Source organism: Herbaspirillum sp. GW822-FHT03A08 (genome assembly GCF_058801885.1).
This window is the reverse complement of the sequence record NZ_JBXANR010000003.1, coordinates 1-17,833: the sequence shown is the minus strand read 5'-3', so window position 1 is coordinate 17,833 and position 17,833 is coordinate 1. Positions and strand designations below refer to the sequence as shown.

Here is a 17,833-nt window from a genome sequence, read left to right as displayed (position 1 = left end):
CCCCATCCGCTTTTTTTATTGGCTCGCGCCAGCCGCTATCGCCGATCAGTAATCCAGCGAATACGTCAGACCGAAAGTCCGGCCGCGCCCTTTGTAGTCCAGCGCCTGCGTGGCGATCAGGCTGCTGTACAGGAGCTTGGCGCGCTGCCCCCAGGTCGTGGTGTAGTCGCGATCCAGCAGATTCTGGATACCGAAACTGAGCACGCCCTTCGGTAATTGGTAAGCGCCCAGCAGATCGAACAAGGCATAACCGGTCAGACGGTGGCCTTGCCCATCCGAGACGCCGAACACTTGCGTACCCTGCAGGCGCATCGACAGATCGGTCTGTTTCCAACCGACGTAGGAAGTCAGCTTGGACGGGCTCGACACCGTCACGTCGCGTTTGCTCCAGTCGCCGTTGATTTCCTGCTGCGTGATGATAGCCAGCCCCGAAGCGCCGACATCCCAATGATCATTGAAGGCATAGCCGATCTGCCCTTCCAGACCGATGTTGCGTACTTTCTGATCCACCACGTTGATATTGAGCGTGGTCCGGTTGACCTCGATCGCCTTGTCCGACCAGGCATAGAACGCCGCCACCTGCGTCGTCAGCCCGCCGCCGCGATGGCGCCAGCCGAGTTCCACCTGACGCGTCTTGATGCCACTCATCGGCGAAGTGCCCGGGCTGACGGCGTTCAGCAGATTCCAGGTGCCGGTGGCGCCGCCCACCAGCGAGTACGTTCCTTGTCCGTAGTATTTGGCCGGATCTGCCAGTTCAAAGCCTTCCGAATAATTGGTCCAGATCTGCTGCTGCGGCGTCAGCTTGAACAACAGACCGCCGTTGAACAGCGTCATGTCGTAACTGTTGGAACCGCCCGGAATAGCCTGCGCCGATGCGCCCACACCAGCCGCTACCAGACGCTGCTGCGCCACCTGCACGAAATCGCCGACGCTGATGTTGGCGCGTTGGCGACGCACGCCGCCGGACGCTGTGAAGCGATCGCTCAGCTTCCAGTCGGCTTGCCCATAGACTGCATAAATATTGGTCTTGAAACCGGGATAGCGGCCGATCTCGCTCGATCGGTTGAATGTCAGGCCGCCACTGGAAAATGCCTGCGTGGTGTCGAACATGACCTGATTGCCTTCAAACTTTTCATGATCGTAGTCAAAGCCGTAGGTCAGCTTGACGGTGTCGAACTGTTTGGACAAGACCGTCTTGATGCCATAGGCATCCGTGTTCTGGCGCGAGGTGCTGTAGTACAGCGCACGGCGCGTAACGCCGCCGATGGTGTAATTGTCCGTACCCGGGAAAGGATAGAAATCCAGCTTCTCTTGCCGCGCATAAGTCTGCAGATAAAAATCCTGCCCGCCAAGGACATCGGCCGCATGATAATCGGCCGACAGCATCTGGCGCTGGGTGCGCGGCTTGACGTCCGAGGTGAAACCGTCGCGCACGTCGAGCAAGGCAGGATTGACCGGCGCCGCGGTCAACTGAATCGCGCCGCCCAGGTTGGGCCCCATATAGAGCGTCTTGCCGGGCTCATAGCCGGAATCGTAAATCTGCCCGAGCAGCTTCAGGCTGCTGCCGCCGCCGAGATTGATATCCAGATTGCCGAGCAGATCGATCGACTGGTTGAACTGCAAATCTGTCTGAGTAATATCAGGAATCACCGCCTTACCGCTGCCGTCATACGCGCCGCCGTTCTTGCCGTAGACCACGCCAAGCCGCCCGTACACGCGGTCATTGCCGCCGGAAACGGACTGTGCCAGACGCCAGTCGAAATCGTCGCCGCTGCGGAATCCACTGCGGAAACCGGCTTCGCTGGTAAAGGCCAGATCGCCCGACTTGGCACGCTTGGTCACGATGTTGATGATGCCGCCGGTGGCGTTGCCGCCATACAGTGCGCTGGCGCCGGACAGGACCTCAATGCGTTCGATATTGAACGGGTCGATGGAATCGAACTGGCGGCTCAGGGCGCGCGAGCCGTTGAGCGAAATGCCGTCAATCATCACCAGCGCGCTGCGGCCGCGCAGATTCTGGCCGTAGTTGGTTCTGCCTTGCGGGCCAATGTCCAGACCCGGCACCAGATTGCCGAGCAACTCCTTGAGCGGCACACCGGCGCGCGCCTGCTCGCTGATCTGTTCGCTGTCGATCACCCAGGCGGTGCTCGGCAATTCGGTAATGGATGTCGGGGTACGCGAGCCGACCACTACCACTTCGCTCAACCCGGAGGCATCCTGGGCCGCTGCGCGCGGTTTGCCTGCGGCGGCTGCCGGGCGCTGAATCAGATAATTGCCGTCCGCTTGCGCCACCGCTGTCAGGCCGGAGCCCCTGAGCAGGTTGTCGAATCCTTCGCGCACGGTATAGCGACCGTTCAGGCCGCCGCTGCTCAGGCCTTCAGCCAGTTTGGGATCGAACACCAGCGTCACGCCGGCTTGCTGTGCAAACTTGTTGAGCGCACTGCCGAGTGTACCGGGAGCGATGCTGTAGGTCGTTTGCGGCGTGACCGCATTGGCGCTGGCGGCGTTCTGCGCCAGCGCCGGCGCCGACATCATGGCGCCGGCTGTGGTGAGGCAAAACAGACTCAGCCGCACGGCGGCGCAGAGTGGAGAAATACGAAGATTCAACGTCATGTCAGGTCCTTTTTATGGGTATCACTAACCATGACGAAGCAAAAAGAAAAAGAGACAGTCACCGGCCAAAAATATTTTCAATCAGTGCCCGGCCGGTGCTTTTTCAACCATCTTCGGAAATTTCACAACCGTGAGCAGCGGCGTATAACGCTGCACGCGGATCGGCAACGCCGACTGCAAGGCATCCAGCGTACGGTCGCTGTCGTCCAGCGAAAACACGCCTGATACACGCAACGCGGCAGCCTGCTCCGCGTCGTAACGCAACATGCCGTGGCGATAGTGACTCAGCGCCGCCAGCACTTCCGACAAGGGCGTGTTGTCGGCGATCAGCCTGCCGCCAGCCCAGGCGCCCGCCTGATCGGCGTCGATACTTTGGGGCGCAGTAACTGCATCTCTGGTCACAATCGCCTGCTTGCCCGCGACCACAGTCTGCGTCGCATTCCCCTCAGCTGCGCTGGCTTGCACAGCGGATTCCAGCACCGTGACCAGCGTGCTGTCGACGTCGCGCCGCACGATGAATCTGGTGCCCAGCGCACGCGCCGTGCCATCTCGGGTGGACACAACAAACGGCTGCGATGCCGGGTCGTCAATGTGCGCGACGTCCACTTGCACTTCGCCGCGCAACAACGCGACGCGGCGACCATCGCTTGCATAGCTGACGTCCACGGCACTCTCGCTGTTGAGCGTGATCCGGCTATGATCGGCCAGTTCGATGGTGCGGCGTTCGCCTGCCCCGGTACGGTAATCGGCAAGCCAGACGCGCCATTCCGATTGAGCGGCATACAAACCCATTGCAGAGATCAGCATCACGGCAAGCATGGCAACAACCGGAGCCAACGCCAAACGGCGCTTCTTCACAGCAACGGCGTCGAGCGCCTTGTTGGCCGGCCCCGCCTGCAAGGCGTCGAAATGCGCAAACATTTGCTCCATCCGGCTGGCGGCCAATGCATGCTGCGGATCGGCGGCGCGCCATTGACGGTATTGCCCCCGCTCGTGCTCACCGGCTTGCCCTGAGCTGAGCAGCGTCAGCCACGCAATGGCGCGATCGACGGTAGCCTGATCCGGCTCGGGTGCGGCGATATGGTTCATGCTGCGCCGACGATCGGATAAAGGACGCGGTAGCAATGACCGATGGCCGTGGCGATATATTGCTTGACCATGCTCACGGACACGCCCAGCTCGGCAGCGATCTCGGCATGGCCGGCGCCGTCCAGACGGTTCATCAGAAATGCGCGGCGCGGCTTTGCAGCGAGCCCTTCCAGCATCGCGGCGATGGCGTTGAGCGCTTCTACGGCAAGCATGATCTGTTCGGGTGAGTGCGCGACATCTTCATCAGCGCCGGCCATGCCGGCCAGCGCTTCAAGATACGCTTGTTCGAGTTTGCGGCGGCGCGCTTCATCAATCATCAGGCGCGTGGCTGTAGTCGTCAGAAAAGCACGCGGCTGTTGCAATTGTGTGGGATCGGCCAGCGTCAGCACGCGCATGAACGCCTCCTGCACCAGATCGGCCGCATGATGGGGACAGCCGGTCTTTTTACGCAGCCACGACGCAAGCCAGCCCTGATGGCAGACAAATAGGCTGCTCAGGAATTCGCTGCGATCAATCGTGTCGATGTTGTTATGAATACTACTGGACATGCTCCCCCCTTGGAACATCCGGTGACGCCATTCTTAAATAAGAATGATTATTATTAACTTATTTACCGCAAAACACAAGCCGGTATTCCCGAAGGACGCCCATGCCGCACCAGCTCAAGATGATTCCCATGACGACTACCGACTTCGAACGCTTTGTCGAAACCTCGTCCACCGACTATGCCGAACAATGCCGCCTGACCGGCCTGCCCTCGCTGGAAACCAGCCAGCCGCAAGCGCGCGCCAACCTGCAAGCCTTGCTGCCGCTCGGCCTGGCCACACCGGGCCACTATCTGATGTTGTTGCAGGAAGAAGAAAGCGGCGCCAGTGTCGGCGAGATCTGGTTTGGCGAAGTGGAGGAAGATGGCGAGACGTCGGCCTTCCTGTACGACCTGACGATCGACGCCGAACATCGCCGGCGCGGTTTTGCCAGCGCTGCGTTGGAACTATTACTGGAAGAAGTCAGACTGCGCGGCCTCGCCAGCCTGAGCCTGAACGTATTTGCGCATAACGAAGCGGCACAGGCGCTGTATCGCAAGGCGGGATTCGTCGCCAGTGAGATCACGATGGTGCGAACACTCTCGTCCGACTAAAGAGATTAATTCAGAGAGATCAATTCAGAGAAATCAAAAAAATTGCGGCCCACAATGCGGCCGCAATCCATACAACACCTACGGATTTCCGAAGAGCAATTTCCGTTCAGGAAATCAACTCTTCCATCCCTGCACCCAACTCGGCCAGCGGCGGCAATTCATCCAGCAGCACCGTCGATTTCACGCCCAGCTTGGCCGCAACGTCGTCGGGGAAAGTCGACTCCATTTCCTCGCGGGAATATTTATTCTCTTCCGCGCGAGCCCGCCATGCGGCGATGTGGATAACAGCTGCGATCTTGTTGAATGGCGTCACTTCCAGCGGCGTCGGGAAAGCCTTGATTGCATCCGAGAATTCGTCAGGGAAGCGCCAGCGCTTGGCCAGCTCAGCACCAACATCGGAGAAGTCATAGCCGAACGTAGTGCGCTCGACGTCCAGACGACGCGCATCGATGGGGCTGGCGATCTTGTCGATCTGCAAGGTTTGCTCCGGCATGACCGCATGCATGACCAGTTGACCGATGGCGTGCATCATGCCAACCGTGAAGGCGAGATCCGAGTTGACGCCCTGCTTCTTCGCCAGCCATTTGGCGACGATTGCGGTATGCAGGCTATAGCGCCAGAACAGTTTGAGATCCACACCCGACATGGACTTGAAGCTGCCGGTCAGGCCGGTGCTGACCACCAGCGTGCGCACGGTCATGAAACCCAGCATCAGGACGGCGTCGTCGACGGTGCCGATGCTGCGCGAGACGTGATAGTAGGAAGAGTTCGCCAGGCGCAACAGCTTGGCGCTCAGCACCTGATCGGCGCTCAGTTTCTTGGCGATGTCTTCGATCGATACATTGTCGTTGTTGAAGCTCTCGATGACTTCCTGTACGACCTTGGGAATGCTTGGCAATGCTGCTTGTTGCTGAAACAGTGCTTCTAAATTCATGAGACCTCTCCCCGGATGAGACCACGTCAGCCTGTCAGATTTCTGGTTAACAAGCCAGACAAAATCGAATTAGTTGGATTTACAAAACAGCAATTTGAGTATCTTCAAGATTTGGCAAGAGTGCAATGTTTTTTATGCCACGCCCCATTGATATTGCCTCGATGTTGCCATCATGCCTGCATCTGCACCACGCAGAAATTTCCCTATTGACTTGCCCCGGACTTGCCGCCAATTTGCGCCCCGTCAGGATCCGCACCATGCCGGAGCATCCTGTGGCGTGGCTCAAATGTCATCGACTTGCTATAATCGCGTATTCTCCGGGACCCCCACTATGACCGCTCAATTATCGAAAAAAGGCGAAGCCTGGTCGGCTCGCTTTTCCGAACCCGTTTCCGATCTGGTGAAACGTTACACCGCCTCTGTCTTTTTCGACAAGCGCCTGGCGCAGTTCGACATTCAAGGCTCGCTTGCCCATGCAGAAATGCTGGCGCATCAGCAGATCATCAGCGCACAGGATTACGCCGACATCCAGCGCGGCATGGCACAAATCAAGGGTGAAATCGACGGCGGCCAGTTCGAATGGCTGCTCGACCTCGAAGACGTCCACCTGAACATCGAAAAGCGCCTGACCGAACTGGTCGGCGACGCCGGCAAGCGTCTGCACACCGGCCGTTCCCGCAACGATCAGGTCGCGACCGACATTCGACTGTACATGCGATCCGCCATTGACGATATCAGCGGCCTGCTGCGCGACCTGCGCGCTGCGCTGGTGGATCTGGCCGAGCAACACGCCGATACCATCCTGCCGGGCTTCACCCATATGCAAGTGGCGCAGCCGATCACTTTCGGCCACCACGTGCTGGCCTATGTTGAAATGTTCGGCCGCGATGCCGAGCGTATGGCCGATGCGCGCAAGCGCGTCAACCGCCTGCCGCTGGGCGCCGCTGCGCTGGCCGGCACGACCTTTCCGATCGACCGCCTGCGCGTTGCCAAGACGCTGGGATTCGACGACGTCTGCCGCAATTCGCTGGACGCCGTCTCCGACCGCGACTTCGCAATTGAATTCTGCGCCGCGGCCGCACTGGTGATGACTCACATTTCGCGCATGTCGGAAGAGCTGGTGATCTGGATGAGCCCGCGCGTCGGCTTCATCGACATCGCCGACCGCTTCTGCACCGGCTCGTCGATCATGCCGCAAAAGAAAAACCCGGACGTGCCTGAACTGGCGCGTGGCAAGACCGGCCGCGTCAACGGCCACCTGATCGCCCTGCTGACCCTGATGAAAGGCCAGCCGCTGGCTTACAACAAGGACAACCAGGAAGACAAGGAACCGCTGTTCGACACCGTCGACACACTGACCGACACGCTGCGCATTTTTGCCGACATGGCGAGCGGCATCACCGTCAAGCCGGAAGCCATGCGCGCCGCCGCACTGCAGGGTTACGCCACTGCCACCGACCTGGCCGACTATCTGGTCAAAAAGGGCCTGCCGTTCCGCGATGCGCACGAAGCCGTCGCGCACGCCGTGCGCACCTGCGTCGACCGCAACTGCGACCTGTCGGACCTGACGCTGGAAGAACTGCGCGTCTATTCGCCCTTGATTGAAAACGACATCTTCGGCGTCCTGACGCTGGAAGGTTCCGTTGCCGCCCGCGACCACATCGGCGGAACCGCCCCGAATCAGGTACGTCTGGCGATCGCGGAAGTGCGCAAGTCGCTGTAAGACTGCGACCGAGGAATAAAGCAATAAAGAAATAAAGAAATACCAGCGGCATCCGAACTGCCAACGCGACCCGGATGCCGCTGTACTGAGTCTGTACCAAAAGTAGCAGTGCGAGGTAATCAGCAGGACCGCTCCGTCTCCGGATGGAGCCGCATCAAATCTGTCATCAGTGTCACCTCCGCTTCGGCGGAGTCTGCAGACCGCTGCAAGGCAACTTATCAGGTTGCAGTGCAGCAGTGTGTTTAAGCCGGTTTACGGTATTCTTGACCGGTTGTATCCCAAAGACCGCACAACGGTCTCGGGCCTGTTAGTAATGAATTTGCGAGTGCGAACGCGCGGCAGGCGTTGACTGCCTAGGCGCAGCGACGCGACGTAGCGGTGCTACGGCAAGGAGCTGCAATAACGGCAGGCGACGCCTGCAGCCGTTCCCGAAGGGTTTCAAGCATAAGGCGCGCTGGCCGCGTTGCATGGCTTGCAGGTGGGCCCGCCACCTGCTACGCCACGCGCCTTGCCAGCACGCCTTATGCTTGAAACGCATCTCGCAAATTCATTACTAACAGGCCCCAGAGGATGGAGCAAAATAGGGAGTCCCACCAAAGATTCCTGCGTCGGTTACCCCCGGCTAATATTTCGCGTCATCCTCTATAAGAATATCTAACTAAGGAGAGAACTCGATGCGATTCAACATGCTTAAAACCGCTTTAAAGACCCTGCCTGCGCTGATGATCGGTGCAACTCTGGCAAATGCAGCCCTGGCTGCCGACGTCAAGCTCGGCCTCGCCGCTGCACTGACCGGCCCTGCCGCCAAATACGGCGTCGCCATCAAGAACGGCTTCACGCTGGCCGCTGACGAAGTCAACGCCAAGGGCGGTGTCAACGGCAACAAACTGGTCCTGATTGCAGAAGACGAACAAGGCAAGAAAGAAGAAGCCATCAACGTCTTCAAAAAACTGATTTTCCAGGACAAGGTACTGATGGTCTTCGGCCCGACCCTGTCCAATTCCGCTTTTGCTGCTGACCCGATCGCCAACGCCGCCAAGGTCGTCGCTTTCGGCACCAGCAACACTGCCGACGGCATCACTGCCATGGGCCCGTTCACCTTCCGTAACTCCGTCATGGAAGCCGACGTGTTGCCAGTGACCGTCAAAGCAGCAGTCAAGCATTTCGGCATCAAGAAAGTCGCCGTGATCTACGGTAACGACGATGCGTTCACCAAGTCCGGCTACGACGTCTTCAAGGCCACGCTGGAGCAGCAAAAGATCCCGACCACAACGACTGAAGCGTATGCCAAGGGCGACGTCGACTTCAAGGCACAGCTGACCAAGATCAAGGCCGGCAATCCTGACGCCATCGTCTGCTCCTGCCTGGCGGAAGAAGCTGCGAACATCATCCTGCAAACCCGCGCGCTGGGCATGAAGCAACCGTTCATCGGCGGCAACGGCCTGAACTCGCCGAAGCTGTTTGAAATCGCCAAGGACGCAGGCGACAACACGCTGATGGGCAGCCCATGGTCGTCGGAAAACCTGACTCCCGCCAACAAGGCGTTCATCGCCGCGTACAAGGCCAAGTTCGGTTCCGATCCTGACCAGTTCTCCGCACAAGCCTACGATGCACTGCACGTGGTTGCTGAAGCACTCAAGAACGTCAAGCTGTCCGGCGCACTGGACAAGGACCGTGACGCTCTGCGTCTGGCCCTGCCTACCGTCAAGATCGACGGCGCGACCGGTAAGTTCGCCTTCCGCGCTGCGCCTGCCGTCGCCGGCAAGCAAGTCGGCTTCGATGCACAACAGGAAGCTGTCGTCAGCATCGCCAAGGGCGGCAAGTTCACTCTGCTGAAGTAATTTTCAACAGGAAGAACGAGCTCAAAGACTCCGGTATTTTTTACCGGAGTCTTTTTGTTCCCACTGCTCAGTTAGTGTCACAAGCTTTACCCAATCGCGAAAAAGAACAGGCTAGCCAAAAGCCGCTTTTCTGATGTAACGAGGGATACATCGCCAGCCTGCCAGCGCGTGCATGTTCATGCATGACTGACGGATGAGACCGGCGCTCCTCACTATTCGTCATCACTCTATTCGCAGGTCCTATGTTAGAACAACAACTTATCAATGCCCTTTCGCTAGGCAGCGTCTATGCGCTCTTTGCGCTCGGGTTCACGCTGGTATTCGGCGTACTCGGCGTCATCAACCTGTCGCACGGCGCGATCTTCATGCTGGGCAGCTATGCCGCCCTGCTGCTGGTCGAGAAGCTGGCGCTGCCGCTCTGGCTGGCCATGCTCGCGGCAATGGTCGCCACCGGACTGATCGGCCTCATCGTCGACTTCCTGGTGCTGAAACCGCTGCGCAAGCGCAATGCACCCCACCTGATTCCCATGATCGCCACCATCGGTGTCGCGATCATGCTGACTAATCTGGCGCAAGGCCTGTTCGGCGCCGAGAACAAGCGCTTCCCGATCGGCACCATTCCGGAAGACAGCGTCACCATCGGCAACATGCACGTCACCGCGGTACAAGTCGGCATCGTGGTCATCGCCTTCGTGCTGATGATCGTGCTGCTGGCCGTGATGCGCCGCACGCAACTGGGCCGCGCTCTGCGCGCGATCGCCGAGTCGCCGAAAGCCGCTTATCTGCTGGGCATCAACGTTGAAGGCCTGTTCTACCTCACCTCGTTCGCAGCAGCAGCCCTCGGCGGCGCAGCGGGCGTACTGGTCGGCCTGTCATTCAACGCGATCTCGCCCTTCATGGGCCAGCCGATGCTGCACAAGGGCATCGCCGTGATCATCCTGGGCGGCATGGGCGACATCCGCGGCGCGATGATCGGCGGCCTGTTCCTCGGCTTTGCCGAAGTGCTGACCGTGGCATACATTTCGAGCGACTTCCGCGATGCGGTGGCGTTCGGTCTCCTGTTTTTGATTTTGTTGGTCAAGCCTTCCGGCATGTTCGGCAAAGTGCTCGAAAGAAAGGCTTAATCCCATGAGTATGATGGAATGGTGGGATGGATTCTGGGCGACGTATAACACCGTCATCTTCAGCGTCGGCGTCAACGCCATGCTGGCCCTGTCAATCTACGTCACGCTGTCGTGCGGCCTGCTGTCGCTGGCCAACGCAGCGTTCATGGGGATCGGCGCTTACGTCGCATCCCTGATTACCATGCAGGCAGGTCTGCCCTTCCCGGTCGCGCTCGCAGCCGGTGGCATCCTGCCGGCGCTGGTGGCGCTGGTGATCGGCATCCCGACGCTGCGCTTGTCCGGCGTCTACCTCGCGATGGCCACGCTGGGCTTCGGCGAAGTGGTGCGCGTGGTCGTGCTGAACATGGAAATCACCGGCGGCCCGATGGGCCTGAACGGTGTTCCGCCGGTCACCGAGTGGTGGCACATCGTGCTGCTGCTGGGCGTGACGGTGTATTTCCTCGCCCGCGTACGCCGCTCCAAGATCGGCCGCGCTTTTGAGGCGATCAAGGAAGACGAAGTTGCCGCCCGCCTGATGGGCGTCAACGTGGCCGGCTACAAGCTGCTGGCCTTCGTCATCGGTGCTGCAATCGCCGGTGTGGCCGGCGCCCTGAATGCGCACTACACCTTCACCATCGGCCCCAACAACTACGGCTTTGAAAACGCCGTGGATATCCTGACCATGGCCGTATTCGGCGGCACCAGCAATCTGATCGGCCCGATGATCGGCTCGACCATCCTCTCGCTGCTGCCGGAAGTGCTGCGCCATTTCAAGGACTTCCGCCTGGCCGCCAACGGCCTGATCCTGATCCTCGTCGTGCTGTATCTGCCGAAGGGTATCTGGGATCCGCGTCGCATTCGCGCGTTCATGCAACGCCGCAATGCCGGTAAAACTGCAAGCAAGAAGGTGAACTGATGCTTTTACAATTCAACCAGATCAGTAAAAACTTCGGCGGTTTGCAGGTTCTGCAAGGCGTCCAGTTCCATGTGCCCGAAGGCGGCATCTTCGGTCTGATCGGCCCCAACGGCGCCGGCAAGACCACCGTATTCAACCTGATCACCGGCCTGCTGCGCGCCTCCTCCGGCAACATCGTGTTCGACGGCCAGGACATCGGCAACGTCGCTCCGCACAAGATCACCGAGCGCGGCATCGCGCGCACCTTCCAGAACATCCGCGTGTTCAAGGAAATGACGCTGCTGGAAAACGTCGTGGTCGGCATGCACGATCACCTCGACTACGGTTTCGGCGGCTTGCTGCTGAACCTCGGCTCATTCCGCAAGATCGAAAAGGAAGCCCGCGAACGCGCGCTGGAGCTGCTGTCCTGGGTACGCCTGGACCATAAGGCCGACATGCTCGCCGACAGCCTCTCCTACGGTGAACAGCGCAAGCTGGAGTTTGCCCGCGCGCTGGCGACCAAACCCAAGCTGCTGTTGCTGGACGAACCGGTGGCCGGCATGAACCCGGCGGAAAAGACCGAACTCATGGCAGAAATCATCAACATCAAGCAACGCGGTTTCTCGATCTTCATGATCGAGCACGACATGCGTTTCGTGATGGGCCTGTGCGACCGCGTCGCCGTGCTCAACTTCGGCAAGATCATCGCCGAAGGCACACCGGATGAGATCAAGAACAATCAGGAAGTGATCGAGGCCTACCTCGGCAAGGAAGAAGCGTAACCATGAGCCAGACAGTCCCTAAAGTCATTCTGCAAGTCCAGGACCTGGCGGTTTCCTACGGCCACATCGAAGCCGTCAAAGGCATCAGCCTGACCCTGAACGAAGGCGAAATCACCGCGCTGGTCGGCGCCAACGGCGCCGGCAAGAGCACCTCGCTGCTGGCGATCTCCGGCCTCGTTAAAGCGGCGCGCGGCAAAGTGCTGTTCAACGGCGCCGACATCACGCAGCAGTCACCGCACCGCATCGTCGGCAGCGGCGTGGTGCAAGTTGCCGAAGGCCGCGCCACGCTGACCACCCTGACCATCGAAGAAAACCTCGCCCTCGGCGCTTACACGCGCAAGGACAAGACTGCCGTAGCCGGCGATCTGGAATGGGTCTATTCGCTGTTCCCGGTCCTCAAGCAACGCGCCAAAGGCCTGGCCGGCAATCTATCCGGCGGCGAACAGCAAATGCTCGCCATCGGCCGCGCGCTGATGGCCAAGCCCAAGGTCTTGCTGCTGGACGAACCGTCGATGGGCCTGGCGCCGCTGATCATCCAGGAAATCTTCCGCATCGTGCAAGAGATCAACAAGACCGGCATGACGGTCCTGCTAGTCGAACAAAACGTACGCCAGGCGCTGCGCATCGCGCAACGCGGCTACGTGCTCGAAACCGGAAAGATCGTGCTGGAAGACACTGGCGCCAACCTGCTGCACAACCCGAAAGTGGTCGAAGCCTATCTGGGCGGTTGATCGCCTCGTTGTTGCAATGCTGCTTGCAGCAAAACAGCGGCCTGATGGTCGCTGTTTTTGTTTGTAGCGCCCGGATGCTTTACCATCGAACGTTATTGCCGTCACCAACCTCTTCACCCACTCTTTCATGCCGACTTTCGATTCTTCTCTCGTCTGGTTCCGCCGCGACCTGCGCATCAGCGATCATGCCGCCTTGTACTATGCGCTCAGGCAAAGCAAGCAGGTGCATTGCGTCTTCGTCTACGACCGCGACATCCTCGACGCGCTGCTCGCCGATGGCCTGCAAGCAGATCGCCGCATCGAATTCATCATGGCCTGCATCGCCGAACTCGGCGCCGCCCTGCGCGCAGCCGGCGGTGCGCTGATCGTGCGCCATGCGTCGGCCCTGCAAGACATTCCGGCGCTGGCTGCAGAACTCGGCGTCGACGCCGTCTTCACCAATCACGACTACGAACCGCAGGCGATCAAACGCGATGCCGCCGTCAAGAAACAACTGGAGAAAGACGGCCGCCAGTTGCTGACCTACAAGGATCAGGTCATCTTTGAAAAAGACGAAGTACTGTCGCTGGCCGGCCGCCCTTTCTCCGTCTTCACGCCCTACAAGAATGCATGGATGAACAAGCTGTCCGGCCCCGGCGGCGACTTTTATCTCAAGCCTTATCCGGTGGATGCCTATTTCGCACAACTGGCGCCGCCGTCGAAGCAACATCACAAGGCATTCCCTACACTGAAAGACCTCGGATTCCTGCCGACCAATCTGAAGGACCTGCGTATCCCGACCGGCATGTCCGGCGCGGCGCAATTGCTGGAAGACTTCCTGCCGCGGCTGGGAAAATACGGCGACACCCGCGACTTTCCGGCAATCAAAGGACCGTCGTATCTGTCGGTACATCTGCGCTTCGGTACGATCTCCATCCGCACGCTGGCGCGTGCCGCAGTCGATGCCATGCGCATCGGCGAAGGCCGCCGCGGTGCGCCGGTGTGGTTGTCCGAGCTGGTGTGGCGCGATTTTTATTTCATGATCCTGTTCCATCATCCGCGCGTGGTTGAGCGCTCTTTCAAGGCGGACTACGACGCGATTCAGTGGGAAGGCGGCAAGCACGCGCGCGCGAGTTTTGCAGCGTGGTGCGAGGGACGTACGGGCTATCCGCTGGTGGATGCAGCAATGCTGCAACTGAACCAGACCGGCTACATGCACAACCGTCTGCGCATGGTAGTAGCGAGCTTTCTCACCAAGGATCTGGGGATCGACTGGCGCTGGGGCGAGAAGTACTTTGCCGATCAGCTCAATGACTTCGACCTGTCGGCCAACAACGGCGGCTGGCAATGGGCGTCTTCTTCAGGGTGCGATGCGCAGCCTTATTTCCGTATCTTCAATCCGATCACGCAGTCGGAGAGGTTTGATGCGGAGGGGAAGTTCATCCGGCGGTATCTGCCGCAGCTGGCCGGCTTGCCGGATAAGTATGTTCATGCGCCCTGGTTGTGTCCTGCTGACTTGTTGAAGTCTGCCGGGGTCAAGTTGGGGAAGGATTATCCGGAGCCTATGGTGGATCATGCAGAGGCTCGGAAGAGGACGTTGCTGCGTTATGCGGTGGTGAAGAAAGATTTGGGGGATGAGGACTGAGTGTTCTTTTTTTCGGTGTGTTTTGTTCCGGCTGGTTTTATCTGTAATTGAATCTTTTCTTTGTTCGGACGACCCTGCCGGGGGTAGCCCGGCAGCTACTCACTTTTCTTGTCTCGCCAAGAAAAGTGAGCAAAAGAAGCGACCGCCTGGTTGTAGCCCTCTTCGGGGGTTCCCGGTGTCAGCAGAGGAAAATCGGGAAGGAAAAACAACTCACTCTGCTCAGACATTTTTCCCTTATTAATCCGATTTTCCTCTGCTGACACCGGCTACTCTCAAGCGGACCTCTAGACTGGCTCGCTTCGCATCGCCAGTCTTGTTGGAACCTTTGATGCATCAACTTCTTCCGGCCTCGTTTGCGTCGTCCCAGCGAACGCTGGGACCCAGTGGCGTCAGCGCTCAACTGATGTCGGCGTTACAGAGGCTTTAAAACTTCTCACCAACAAGCTCCCCCACCTTCTCCCAAAGCGCATCGGCCCGCTTCGGATCAATTGCATAGGGACGTACGCCGGCACTGAATGCGCTAACAAGCGCATCGTCCGACAAAATCTCCCCGACATGGCAATCCTCACAATAACGGCCGCCGATCGTTTCGGCATCCGCAACGATGCCTGCCCATAGGGTTGTTGCCGCTCCTTGCGCGACGGTTTTCACTTCAAACGGCTGATGTCCTTGCGCCAGATGCTGTTCATTCATCGCGGCGAATGCGGCCTGGAAGGCTTCCGGTTCCATGTTGCGGATCAGTTCCGTCTGAATCACGCCTGGATGGATGCTCGCTGCGCGCACGCCGCGATGACGATAGCGCGCGTCGAACGCAACCGCCAGCAGCGCGTCGCCGGTCTTGGAGCGGCCGTAGGCAACCCATGGATCGTAGGGCCCGTTCGCAAAGTTCGGATCCTCAAGATCGACGTCTGCAAAACGGTGGCCGTTGGAAGACAGCACGATCAAGCGAGCCCCCTCCTTCATCAGGGGTGCAAGACGGTTAGCCAGTACATAGTGACCCAGCACGTTGGTGCCGAATTGAAGCTCGAAGCCGTCTTTGGTGTGCTCAAACGGCGTCGCCATGATGCCGGCATTGGCGACCACCAGATCGAAGGATTTCTGCCCGGCGACCATCGCATCGCTCACCGCCCGCACCGATGCAAGGTCGGCCAGATCCATCTGGATAATTTCAAAACGGCCGCCGCTTTGCTCTGCCGCATCGCGCACAACTTTCGTGGCGCGGTGTGCTTTGCCGAGATCGCGCACCGTGCCGATCACTTCTGCGCCGCGCGCCACAAGAGCACGCGCCGTTTCCACGCCCAGCCCTGCCGAGACACCGGTGATGAAGGCACGTTTGCCGCGCAGATCGATATTGCCCAGTACATCGTCTGTTGTCGAATGCGCATCGAAGTGTTTGATAGTCAAGATTCTCTCCTGTGAAGTTAAGGACGCGTAGTGACCGCGCCCGTCTTGCCCAAGATACGCTCCCGACATGACATCTACTCGCCAAAACTGCGCAAATTCTTGCCTGATCCGCTCATTTTATTGATCTCATTCCCAAGTCATGCCACACTGGATTCATGAAAGATTTACTTGATCAGATGTGCCGACGGGTGCTGCGCCACGCCGACGACAAGCAGCTGGAGACCGCCATTCCGCGTCTTGCCATCGGCGCCTTCCGGCAACCGGAGCCGACATTTACAGCCGTTGCCGCCGGTGTCTGCCTGGTTCTCCAGGGTGCCAAGCAGATGATGGTCGGCAAGAAAATGCTGCGCTATGGCGCTGGCGCTTGTTTCGCATCGCTGATCGAGTTGCCGACGACTTGTTGCATATTCGAAATGGACGGCGACAAGCCTTATCTCGGCACGGGCCTGACGCTGGATCATGAGATCTTCACCGCGCTGATTGCCGACATGCCCGGGGAACCATCGAAAAAGGAATTTTTAGGCTTCCACATTGAGACAGTTTCCCGCGAAGTACTGGAAGCCTGGGACCACCTTCTGGCCTTGCTCGACACGCCGAAGGACATTCCAGTTCTTGCCGCCTCAAGAGAGCGCGAGTTGTTGTACCGCCTGCTGCAGAGTCCTCACGGGCCGTTGCTGCGGCAGATAGCGCGCGAAGAAGGCCGGCTGGCGCAGATCAGAAGAGCCATCGACTGGATGCGCAACCACTTCGATGAATCATTTCCCATCGAAACCGTGGCAGACATCGCCGGGATGAGCGTCGCATCTTTCAACCGCCACTTCCGCGCGGCGACTTCGACGAGTCCTTTGCAATATCAAAAAACGCTCAGGCTCCAGGCCGCGCGACGCCTGCTCGCCTCTGACGTTGATGCCACCCGCACAGCCTACACCGTGGGCTACGAAAGCCCGTCGCAATTCAGCCGCGAGTACTCACGACTGTTTGGACGTCCACCAAAACAAGACGCCTCGCAATTGCGTGAAAACATCAGCGATATTTCCAGCGTTGTGGTTTGAGGCTAAGACCTGCACACGCCGTCGTCCCAGCGGATGCCGGGCCCCTGTGACGTTGAAGCGTCACTCCACCGTCTTCACGGCGCTGGGTTCCAACTCTCGTTGGAACGACGAAGTAAATAAATCCGGAAAAAATCGTGTCCCTTCAGTACCCGACGGCGAAACGAAGCGCGCCAGTCTCGAAGTCCGCTTGAGCGAGTTGTTTCCCTTCCCGATCTTCATCTGCTGACGCCGGGCTCCCCCCGGCACGGTCGTCCGAAGAAAGAAAAGATTCAATTACCGCCAAAGCCAGTCCTAACAAAACATGTAGGACCATCCTTACTCCACAACCTCAAACCCGCCGATACCCAAAAACCACGCACAAGCCTACGCTAAACCTCCGACGCCCAAACCGCCAAGGAGTCCACCATGACCACCGCAGCAACCCACCTCTCTCACCTGCACCGTCAAAAGAAAGGCAACACCTCCCGCCGCACCCACGCCCGCCACCACGCAAGTAAATCCACCCACATCAACCGCTGGTCCAAGCACGTCAACGAAACCAGCGACGCCATGGACATCAAGCACGACATCTTCAAGACCGGCAGCGCCGCAGAAATCGCCACCTCGCTAAAAAGCGCCTCCGAGCGCAGCGGCCGCCGCAAGGCTTCGCCCTTCCAGTCCGCCATGTCGATGCTCAACTTCTACATCAACCGCGGCGGCCGCAACCTCGGCAAGGAACGCAAACACACACTGGAACAAGCCAAGAAAAAGCTGCGCGAAGCCTTCGGCAAAGCACCATAAAAAAGAGCAGCCGCAGCTGCCCTTTTCTCAACACACAACACAAGAAAATCAGACAAACTTGCCGATACGGCCTACAACAGCCTCCCGCACCGAGCCGCTGGTGATGAAGGAATGCGCCACCTGA

The 17,833-nt window shown here is 59.1% G+C and carries 15 protein-coding genes; 10 read left to right on the top strand and 5 right to left on the bottom strand.

Translation table 11 applies throughout. The features are described 5' to 3' along the window. Positions 1-45: 45 nt before the first annotated feature. The 3 genes from AC1RN6_RS09170 to AC1RN6_RS09160 form a co-directional block, all read right to left on the bottom strand. Entirely contained in the window at positions 46-2,613 is a 2,568-nt protein-coding gene (locus AC1RN6_RS09170; RefSeq protein WP_493004800.1) for a TonB-dependent receptor, read from the bottom strand. Positions 2,614-2,694: 81 nt separating this feature from the next. Continuing rightward, positions 2,695-3,702 (bottom strand): FecR family protein, encoded by a 1,008-nt coding sequence (locus AC1RN6_RS09165; RefSeq protein ID WP_493004798.1) that lies wholly within the window; start codon positions 3,700-3,702, stop codon positions 2,695-2,697. Next, the gene (locus AC1RN6_RS09160) at positions 3,699-4,250 is read right to left on the bottom strand and encodes a sigma-70 family RNA polymerase sigma factor (RefSeq protein ID WP_493004796.1); all 552 of its coding nucleotides are present in this window, start codon (positions 4,248-4,250) and stop codon (positions 3,699-3,701) included. The genes AC1RN6_RS09165 and AC1RN6_RS09160 overlap by 4 nt, the downstream gene beginning before the upstream one ends. A gap of 101 nt (positions 4,251-4,351) precedes the next feature. Here AC1RN6_RS09160 and AC1RN6_RS09155 point away from each other — a divergent pair, with 101 nt between their 5' ends. Then, positions 4,352-4,840: a GNAT family N-acetyltransferase gene (locus AC1RN6_RS09155; protein WP_493004794.1), complete on the top strand. Its 489-nt coding sequence runs from the start codon at positions 4,352-4,354 to the stop codon at positions 4,838-4,840. A 106-nt stretch (positions 4,841-4,946) separates the two neighbouring features. Here the strand turns inward: AC1RN6_RS09155 and AC1RN6_RS09150 are convergent, their stop codons facing one another. Beyond that, positions 4,947-5,774 (bottom strand): HDOD domain-containing protein, encoded by an 828-nt coding sequence (locus AC1RN6_RS09150; protein WP_493004792.1) that lies wholly within the window; start codon positions 5,772-5,774, stop codon positions 4,947-4,949. A 331-nt stretch (positions 5,775-6,105) separates the two neighbouring features. On the opposite strand from AC1RN6_RS09150, the gene argH reads away from it, so the two are divergent. From argH to AC1RN6_RS09115, 7 genes are all read left to right on the top strand, one after another. Then, positions 6,106-7,497 (top strand): argininosuccinate lyase, encoded by a 1,392-nt coding sequence (gene argH, locus AC1RN6_RS09145; RefSeq protein ID WP_493004790.1) that lies wholly within the window; start codon positions 6,106-6,108, stop codon positions 7,495-7,497. A 674-nt stretch (positions 7,498-8,171) separates the two neighbouring features. Then, positions 8,172-9,338, top strand: coding sequence for an ABC transporter substrate-binding protein (locus tag AC1RN6_RS09140; RefSeq protein ID WP_493004788.1), 1,167 nt, complete (start codon positions 8,172-8,174; stop codon positions 9,336-9,338). Between the two features lie 242 nt (positions 9,339-9,580). Next, positions 9,581-10,462: a branched-chain amino acid ABC transporter permease gene (locus tag AC1RN6_RS09135; RefSeq protein WP_493004787.1), complete on the top strand. Its 882-nt coding sequence runs from the start codon at positions 9,581-9,583 to the stop codon at positions 10,460-10,462. A gap of 4 nt (positions 10,463-10,466) precedes the next feature. Beyond that, positions 10,467-11,357, top strand: a complete 891-nt coding sequence (locus AC1RN6_RS09130; protein WP_493004786.1) for a branched-chain amino acid ABC transporter permease — start codon at positions 10,467-10,469, stop codon at positions 11,355-11,357. Further along, the gene (locus AC1RN6_RS09125; RefSeq protein ID WP_094564761.1) at positions 11,357-12,118 is read left to right on the top strand and encodes an ABC transporter ATP-binding protein; all 762 of its coding nucleotides are present in this window, start codon (positions 11,357-11,359) and stop codon (positions 12,116-12,118) included. The genes AC1RN6_RS09130 and AC1RN6_RS09125 overlap by 1 nt, the downstream gene beginning before the upstream one ends. Positions 12,119-12,120: 2 nt before the next feature. Then, positions 12,121-12,849: an ABC transporter ATP-binding protein gene (locus AC1RN6_RS09120; protein ID WP_493004784.1), complete on the top strand. Its 729-nt coding sequence runs from the start codon at positions 12,121-12,123 to the stop codon at positions 12,847-12,849. A 127-nt stretch (positions 12,850-12,976) separates the two neighbouring features. Further along, positions 12,977-14,473: a cryptochrome/photolyase family protein gene (locus AC1RN6_RS09115; RefSeq protein ID WP_493004782.1), complete on the top strand. Its 1,497-nt coding sequence runs from the start codon at positions 12,977-12,979 to the stop codon at positions 14,471-14,473. A gap of 423 nt (positions 14,474-14,896) precedes the next feature. Here the strand turns inward: AC1RN6_RS09115 and AC1RN6_RS09110 are convergent, their stop codons facing one another. Next, positions 14,897-15,877 carry an SDR family NAD(P)-dependent oxidoreductase gene (locus AC1RN6_RS09110; protein ID WP_493005873.1) on the bottom strand — a complete coding sequence of 327 codons (981 nt, stop codon included), beginning with the start codon at positions 15,875-15,877 and terminating at the stop codon, positions 14,897-14,899. 155 nt (positions 15,878-16,032) lie between these two features. Here AC1RN6_RS09110 and AC1RN6_RS09105 point away from each other — a divergent pair, with 155 nt between their 5' ends. Both AC1RN6_RS09105 and AC1RN6_RS09100 read left to right on the top strand, forming a co-directional pair. Further along, positions 16,033-16,929 carry an AraC family transcriptional regulator gene (locus tag AC1RN6_RS09105; protein WP_493004780.1) on the top strand — a complete coding sequence of 299 codons (897 nt, stop codon included), beginning with the start codon at positions 16,033-16,035 and terminating at the stop codon, positions 16,927-16,929. 405 nt (positions 16,930-17,334) lie between these two features. After that, the gene (locus AC1RN6_RS09100) at positions 17,335-17,709 is read left to right on the top strand and encodes a DUF3175 domain-containing protein (protein WP_493004778.1); all 375 of its coding nucleotides are present in this window, start codon (positions 17,335-17,337) and stop codon (positions 17,707-17,709) included. The last annotated feature ends 124 nt before the right edge of the window (positions 17,710-17,833 follow it).

Excerpts from the sequence above, each read along its gene's own strand:
- AC1RN6_RS09170 (WP_493004800.1), bottom strand. The coding sequence starts at position 2,613 with ATGACGTTGAATCTTCGTATTTCTCCACTCTGCGCCGCCGTGCGGCTG.
- AC1RN6_RS09165 (WP_493004798.1), bottom strand. The coding sequence starts at position 3,702 with ATGAACCATATCGCCGCACCCGAGCCGGATCAGGCTACCGTCGATCGC.
- AC1RN6_RS09160 (WP_493004796.1), bottom strand. The coding sequence starts at position 4,250 with ATGTCCAGTAGTATTCATAACAACATCGACACGATTGATCGCAGCGAA.
- AC1RN6_RS09155 (WP_493004794.1), top strand. The coding sequence starts at position 4,352 with ATGCCGCACCAGCTCAAGATGATTCCCATGACGACTACCGACTTCGAA.
- AC1RN6_RS09150 (WP_493004792.1), bottom strand. The coding sequence starts at position 5,774 with ATGAATTTAGAAGCACTGTTTCAGCAACAAGCAGCATTGCCAAGCATT.
- argH (WP_493004790.1), top strand. The coding sequence starts at position 6,106 with ATGACCGCTCAATTATCGAAAAAAGGCGAAGCCTGGTCGGCTCGCTTT.
- AC1RN6_RS09140 (WP_493004788.1), top strand. The coding sequence starts at position 8,172 with ATGCGATTCAACATGCTTAAAACCGCTTTAAAGACCCTGCCTGCGCTG.
- AC1RN6_RS09135 (WP_493004787.1), top strand. The coding sequence starts at position 9,581 with ATGTTAGAACAACAACTTATCAATGCCCTTTCGCTAGGCAGCGTCTAT.
- AC1RN6_RS09130 (WP_493004786.1), top strand. The coding sequence starts at position 10,467 with ATGAGTATGATGGAATGGTGGGATGGATTCTGGGCGACGTATAACACC.
- AC1RN6_RS09125 (WP_094564761.1), top strand. The coding sequence starts at position 11,357 with ATGCTTTTACAATTCAACCAGATCAGTAAAAACTTCGGCGGTTTGCAG.
- AC1RN6_RS09120 (WP_493004784.1), top strand. The coding sequence starts at position 12,121 with ATGAGCCAGACAGTCCCTAAAGTCATTCTGCAAGTCCAGGACCTGGCG.
- AC1RN6_RS09115 (WP_493004782.1), top strand. The coding sequence starts at position 12,977 with ATGCCGACTTTCGATTCTTCTCTCGTCTGGTTCCGCCGCGACCTGCGC.
- AC1RN6_RS09105 (WP_493004780.1), top strand. The coding sequence starts at position 16,033 with ATGAAAGATTTACTTGATCAGATGTGCCGACGGGTGCTGCGCCACGCC.
- AC1RN6_RS09100 (WP_493004778.1), top strand. The coding sequence starts at position 17,335 with ATGACCACCGCAGCAACCCACCTCTCTCACCTGCACCGTCAAAAGAAA.